A 6,107-nucleotide genomic window follows, 5' to 3' on the forward strand; every position below is an offset into this window, starting at 1 on the left:
TCAACCCAACGCCAGAATATCGCCGAGCAAAGCCTGGGCGGTGACTTCGGGACCGGCTCCCGGTCCTTGAATCACCAGCGGTTGTGTGTGGTAACGCGTGGTGGTCAATGCAAACTGATTATCGGTACCGTACAAGCGCGCAGCAGGGTGCGTCAGCGGCACTTCGGTAATGCCCACGCGCGCGCGACCACGTTGATTGAGTCGAGCGAGGAAGCGCAGCACATGGCCACGCTCACGCGCGGCTTCATGCAGAGCAGCCAGCGGTTCATCCAGTTCTTCCAAACGTGCAAGGAATGTCTCGGTGGAAATATCGCGCAGACTTTCCGGCACCAAGCTTTCCACGATGACTTCGTCGCTGCCCAATGCGAAGCCGGCGTTACGCGCGAGGATCAGCAACTTGCGCGCCACGTCTTCACCGGACAGGTCTGCGCGAGGATCCGGCTCCGTGTAGCCCAGCTTGCGCGCCTCACCCAGCAGCTCGGAAAACGGGCGGCTACCGTCGTACGTATTGAACAGGTAGGAAAGCGAACCGGAGAACACGCCTTCCAATGTGAGCAGGCTATCGCCGCAATCGCATAGGCGACGCAGTGTAGAAAGCACTGGCAAGCCTGCACCGACGGTTGCGGAATCGCCATAACGCCCGCCCGCAGCACGCGCGGCCTGCAGCGCACGCCAGCCTGAAAGATGTCCACCGGCCAGCGATTTATTAGCCGTGACGACGTGATAGCCGCGAGCGAGCCAATCGGCGTGACGCGATGCCAAATCACCAGAGGCGGTGGCATCGACGATCACTTTCAGCGTCGCATGATGTTCGTCCAGCGCCGACAGTAGTGCCGCATCGTCACGTGGTGCACCTTCGCGCTTCAACCGCTCGCGCAAATCGCGTGCGGCAAGTTGCGCCGCCTCGATCTGTTGCTTGCGTGAGTTGGCCGCACCGACCAGATGCAGCCGTTTTGCTACGGGCGTGCATAGCAGTTTGAGAAATGCACCGCCCACCACGCCGGTGCCGAGCAGTACCAGCGCGGCCTCCTGTGCAACGGGTGCTGTCTTGGGAACAGGGGCTTCGGCCAGTACCGCACTCATGCAAGTACCCGTCGTTTCGAGGCGTTCTCGTTGACCGCTTGCGCACGCTGTAGGCCGGCTTCAAGGTCGCGCAGCAGGTCATCGCTATCTTCGATACCGATCGACAAGCGCAGCAGCGTATCGGCAATGCCGGCGGCGCGGCGTGCTTCCGGTGCCATCGCGGCATGCGTCATCGAGGCGGGATGCGCGACCAGGCTTTCTACGCCGCCAAGTGATTCGGCCAGCGAGAAGTAATGAAGGCCATCCACGAAAGCCTCGATCTGCGGCACGTCACCATTAAGCTCGAAACTCAACATGCCGCCGAAGCCTTGCTGCTGACGTGCAGCCAGTGCATGTCCCGCATGATGCTCCAGGCCGGGGTAATACACTTTACGCACGGCATCGTGCTGATCGAGATACGTGGCGATGCGCTCTGCATTTTCCTGATGTTGCCGCAGACGCACGCCGAGCGTGCGCAGACCGCGCAACGTGAGGAAGCTGTCGAAAGGCGCACCGGTAAGGCCATTGCAATTGCCCCACCATTTCAGCTGTTCTGCCACGGCAGCATCACGTGCCACCACGGCGCCGCCAACGACGTCACTGTGACCGTTGATGTACTTGGTGGTGGAATGCACGACCACATCCGCACCCAACGTAAGTGGTTGCTGCAGCGCAGGTGAGAGGAAGGTGTTGTCCACCACCACCAAGGCACCCACGGCATGCGCAGCTTGTGCGACATGGCGAACATCAGTAATGCGCAGCAGCGGATTCGATGGTGTTTCCACCCACACTAGAGCTGGCTTCAGTGCCAAGCCCTCAGCAAGTGCATGGTTGTCGGTGAGGTCGATGAAGCGAACGTTGAAGCGCCCTTTCTTCGCCCAGGCATCGAGCAGGCGCCAAGTGCCGCCATAGCAATCATGCGCTGCTAACACCGTGGCACCGGCGGGAACCAGTTCCAATGCGAGCGCAACGGCAGCCATGCCACTTGCTGTGATCACCGCCCCGGCACCTTGCTCGAGTTCGGCCAGGGCGTTACCGAGCAAATCGCGCGTGGGGTTGCCGCTGCGCGAATAGTCATAGGCACGCTTGCCACCCAGACCGGTGAAGCTGTAGTTGGTCGAGAGGTGTAGCGCCGGCACGACGGCGCCGTGCTGCGTGTCCGATTCAATGCCTGCCCGCACGGCACGAGTGCTGGAGGCGGCGTCCTTAGCGATATCAGCACACATGGCTCAAGCTCCACGACGACAAGAAATGGCCTGGCGCAGCAGCGGCGCCAGTTTGTTGGTTTCTTTCAGGAAGGCATCGTGGCCATAGGGTGAATCGACCACCTCCAGCGTGGCCGAACCACGCAGGCGACGCTGCAATTCGCACAGATCAGCCAGCGGCACGAGGCGGTCGGAAGGGAAGCCGATCAGCGCCGCCGGGATGTTGACCGATTCCGGCGCGACGTCATGCAGATCGATGGATTCGGATAGCGCAAGAAAGCGTTCCAGATCGAAGCGTTGGACGAAGCTGCGGCCGGCGTGTTCCAGGTAATCCTCGACCGGGAAATGAAAGCGGCCTTCGCGATAGTCCGGCGTACTGTCAAAGCGGCGCGCGAATTCTTCGCTGCCACGATAGGTGGTCATGGCCAACTGACGCGCCAGGGAAAGCGCTTCGCTGATCTGGCCCGAGGCCTGGCCCAGACGCAGGATCTGGCGCTGGATCGCACGCTGCGCGGTAGCCATTGGATGAGCGCGATGGGCTCCGGCAAGCAGGACCAGCTTCTCCAGTTTGTCCGGATGACGTGCGGCAAATGCGAGGGCGGTCATCGCTCCGTAGGAAGATCCGACGAAAGCGGCAACGCGGCCGATACCGAGCGCATCCACCAGTCCTGCCAGTGCATCGGCCTGATCCTCACTGGAGATGGCACGTGGGTTGTTCCCGAAATCAGCCGGCGTGAGCCAGTCGATGCTGAGCACGCGGCAATGCGCCAAGTCGATGGCTTGGCCATGTCCCACCAACTCGGACCACCAGCCAGCCTTGCCCTGTTCGGCGCCGGCTACATAGCGATCCGCAGAGATACCGCCCTGCACGATGATCGTGGGCGCATCCGATGCGCCCGTCCACTGATAACGCACGTCCACCTGGCTGGTGCCATGGCCGTACTTCGGCTGCAAGGTCAGGCGGCGGGAGCTGCGCTGCTCGGTAAGCGTGCTACGCGAATGCAGAGGCACGACCACGGCAGTGGGGCGATCTTCGAGGGAGGAGTTGGCAAGGTGAGGCATTTCAGTTCTCCGTTTGCATCGCCCTGCGGAGAACCTACGAGGAGTTGTCGTCGAATACTCCATGCATGACATGGATTGACGACACCCCATCTCTCGGTCGGCGCTTACGCGCCCCGCAGGAGTTAGCACCGTTGCAGGTTTGATCCTGCAGGTTGCCCCGGCTTCAAAGGGCCTGTCCCTCAGCCGGTCTCGATGAGTGGAATCGACTATACAGACGGCCTTTTTTACCGTCAATGGACGTTTAGACGTCTAAACGTAAAAACACCTCAAAATTACTGCCGATTTTTGCCATATGGGAAAAGACCATATGCAAGGCTGATCGCCCCAGGCCGGGGCGGTGGCAGGCTGCCCGAGTCGAGGTATCCTCACGCTTGTTTCATTGACGGTGATCACACTTCACGCCATGAGCATCAAGCCTGATCTCTCCTCGGCCGTCGGCCATACCCCTCTGCTGCGCCTTCGCCGCGCCTCGGAGCTGACCGGCTGCGAGGTGTTGGGCAAAGCCGAATTCCTCAATCCAGGCGGGTCGATCAAGGACCGCACGGCTCTGGGGCTGATTCTGGATGCAGAACGCCAGGGTCTGCTGCGCCCCGGCGGCACGATCGTAGAGGGCACGGCAGGGAATACGGGGATCGGGATGGCCCTGATCGGGGCAAGCCGCGGCTACCGGTCGGTGATCTTCATGCCGGATACACAGAGCCGCGAGAAGATCGATGCTTTGCGCGTAGCAGGCGCCGAAGTGCGGCTGGTGCCGGCGGCGCCGTTCAAAGATCCCAAGCACTACGTACATATCGCCCGCGCCTATTGCGAGGGCTTGAACCAGCAGGCGCCCGGCTGCGCCTGGTTTGGCAATCAGTTCGACAACACCGCCAATCGGGATTGGCACGAGGCGACCACGGCAGTGGAAATCTGGGAGCAAACAGCAGGCGGGGTCGACGGGTTTGTTTGCTCGGCCGGCACAGGCGGCACCCTGGCCGGTGTTGGTAAGGCACTGAAAGCGCGCAAGCCTGGAGTGAAGATCGCACTTTCCGACCCTACCGGCTCGGCGCTGGCCAACTACATCAATCGTGGTGAGCTGGTCGCGGAAGGTACATCCATCAGCGAAGGCATTGGTTCCAGCCGCATTACCGCGAATTTCCAGGACGCGCCGATCGACCTGGCCTGGTCGATTTCGGACCAGGAATCCGTGCCGCTATTGCACCAGTTATTACACGATGAGGGGTGGTGCATTGGCGGCTCCAGCGGTGTGAATTTGGCTGGCGCGATTCGACTGGCGAAGGCACTAGGGCCGGGGCACACCGTTGTTACGATATTGGCCGATGCAGGCACGCGGTATCAGGCCAAACTATTCAATCCACCGTTTCTGCGGGACAAGAACATCCCGGTACCGGATTGGCTGGCGCAATCGTTCGGCAGCTGACGCGGCTATCCGTCCCAAATCACGGTATAGCCATTAGGACATCAAATACACGATGAGCTCGGGAGCTTTCGAAAGGATCACTATCGTCTCCGTCAGCGGCCTCTCCGACGCGAGCGGCGCAGCACTTTCCCTCACCTGGTGCCAGCAGCAAATGCCAGGCGCGCGCGCATTGCTGTGCAGCCCGCAGGCGCCAAGGAATCTTCCAGCCTCCGTTGATTGGCAGGCGATTCAGGCGATGAACTATCACGAGTACAGCTGGTTCATGCTGTTCGCGCTGTGGCGTGTAGTGAAGACAGAATTTGCGTTGATCGTGCAGGACGATGGTTGGGTGCTCAGTACCGAAAACTGGCGCGATGAGTTTCTTGATTACGATTACATTGGCGCGCCTATCCATTTGGCATATGTCCAGACGCCTGATGACTCGCGCTGGGTGCGGGGATTCCAGTGGTGCAATGATTTTGACCGCCCAGGCTATACGATCACGCCTGTGCTCAATGGTGGCTTCAGTTTGAGAAGCTACCGGCTGATGCGTGCCTTGGCGGAGCATCTGGATATACGGGTATCTATTCCTCCACCAGATCTGGTGGAAGGTGATCCCTTGCGGATGTATTGGCACAACGACGTTTTGCTTGAGGACGTGCAGCTGTCGGGCGTACTCCGTTCGGCGCTTGAAATGAAGGGATTACGCTTCGCTCCATTGCATATCGCTGGCAGGTTCGCCATCGAACACGCTGGAGCTGTGCATCATGGGATGGATGCGCTGAGTATCTTTGGTCATCACTCGAAGTTGCGACGTCTGGCTAGCATCGAACCTCCCACCATTAGCTACACGATTTCGCGTGCAAAGGCTAGCGAACTGTATGGCGAACTAGATTTGGTGAAGATGTTTGTGCGTCGAGGCTATCGGGTGGAGTTTGCTGATTGAGAGAAACGCAAATTCGCTGTGTGCAAGTTGCCGGTAACTAATGCGAGCGTTGCTACACATGCCGTGCATGTAAGCCTGCGTGAGCGGCAATGTTGGAATTCGGCTACAGCTAGTCACCGACCGACGTGCGTTAGCAGCAATAGGTCTCTCACACAGTCCCCGCAGGGGGCCTACGCTGCGCTATTGAGCGCCGAACATCGACTGTCTTCGCTTAGGCACCAGTTATGTTCTTGCGAAGTCCGTGAATTCGCGTCTAGCACGGTTGGTCTCGTGCTCACTCTCGCGTCCGGTCTGTCTCAAGTCGTTGCAGCAACAACCGGTCGTGACGCCCTAAAGCAAAACGCCTTCCCCAACGGGAAGGCGTTTTTAGGATAAAGCCCCTGGCGGTGACCTACTCTTGCATGGAAGTCCACACTACCATCGGCGCAGCTGC

At 59.9% G+C, this 6,107-nt stretch carries 5 protein-coding genes and 1 riboswitch; of the genes, 2 read left to right on the forward strand and 3 right to left on the reverse strand.

Features of this window, described 5'->3' with window-relative positions; genetic code table 11:
• From IEX75_RS23065 to metX, 3 genes are read right to left on the reverse strand one after another with little or no spacing between them, the layout of a single operon-like run.
• A complete protein-coding gene (locus IEX75_RS23065; RefSeq protein ID WP_188798206.1) occupies positions 1-1,083 on the reverse strand; it encodes a homoserine dehydrogenase family protein in 1,083 nt (360 codons plus the stop codon).
• Positions 1,080-2,288, reverse strand: a complete 1,209-nt coding sequence (metB, locus tag IEX75_RS23070; protein ID WP_188798207.1) for a cystathionine gamma-synthase — start codon at positions 2,286-2,288, stop codon at positions 1,080-1,082. The genes IEX75_RS23065 and metB overlap by 4 nt, the downstream gene beginning before the upstream one ends.
• A gap of 3 nt (positions 2,289-2,291) precedes the next feature.
• Positions 2,292-3,329 carry a homoserine O-succinyltransferase MetX gene (gene metX / locus IEX75_RS23075; RefSeq protein ID WP_188798209.1) on the reverse strand — a complete coding sequence of 346 codons (1,038 nt, stop codon included), beginning with the start codon at positions 3,327-3,329 and terminating at the stop codon, positions 2,292-2,294.
• 83 nt (positions 3,330-3,412) lie between these two features.
• A riboswitch (SAM riboswitch) is annotated at positions 3,413-3,528 on the reverse strand.
• Positions 3,529-3,732: 204 nt separating this feature from the next.
• Here metX and IEX75_RS23080 point away from each other — a divergent pair.
• Together IEX75_RS23080 and IEX75_RS23085 are read left to right on the forward strand one after the other, a co-directional pair.
• A complete protein-coding gene (locus tag IEX75_RS23080) occupies positions 3,733-4,749 on the forward strand; it encodes a cysteine synthase A (protein WP_188798211.1) in 1,017 nt (338 codons plus the stop codon).
• A 52-nt stretch (positions 4,750-4,801) separates the two neighbouring features.
• Positions 4,802-5,674: a DUF5672 family protein gene (locus tag IEX75_RS23085; RefSeq protein WP_188798214.1), complete on the forward strand. Its 873-nt coding sequence runs from the start codon at positions 4,802-4,804 to the stop codon at positions 5,672-5,674.
• Positions 5,675-6,107: the final 433 nt, after the last annotated feature.

This window comes from Dyella nitratireducens, assembly GCF_014642835.1.
Classification (GTDB): domain Bacteria; phylum Pseudomonadota; class Gammaproteobacteria; order Xanthomonadales; family Rhodanobacteraceae; genus Dyella_B; species Dyella_B nitratireducens.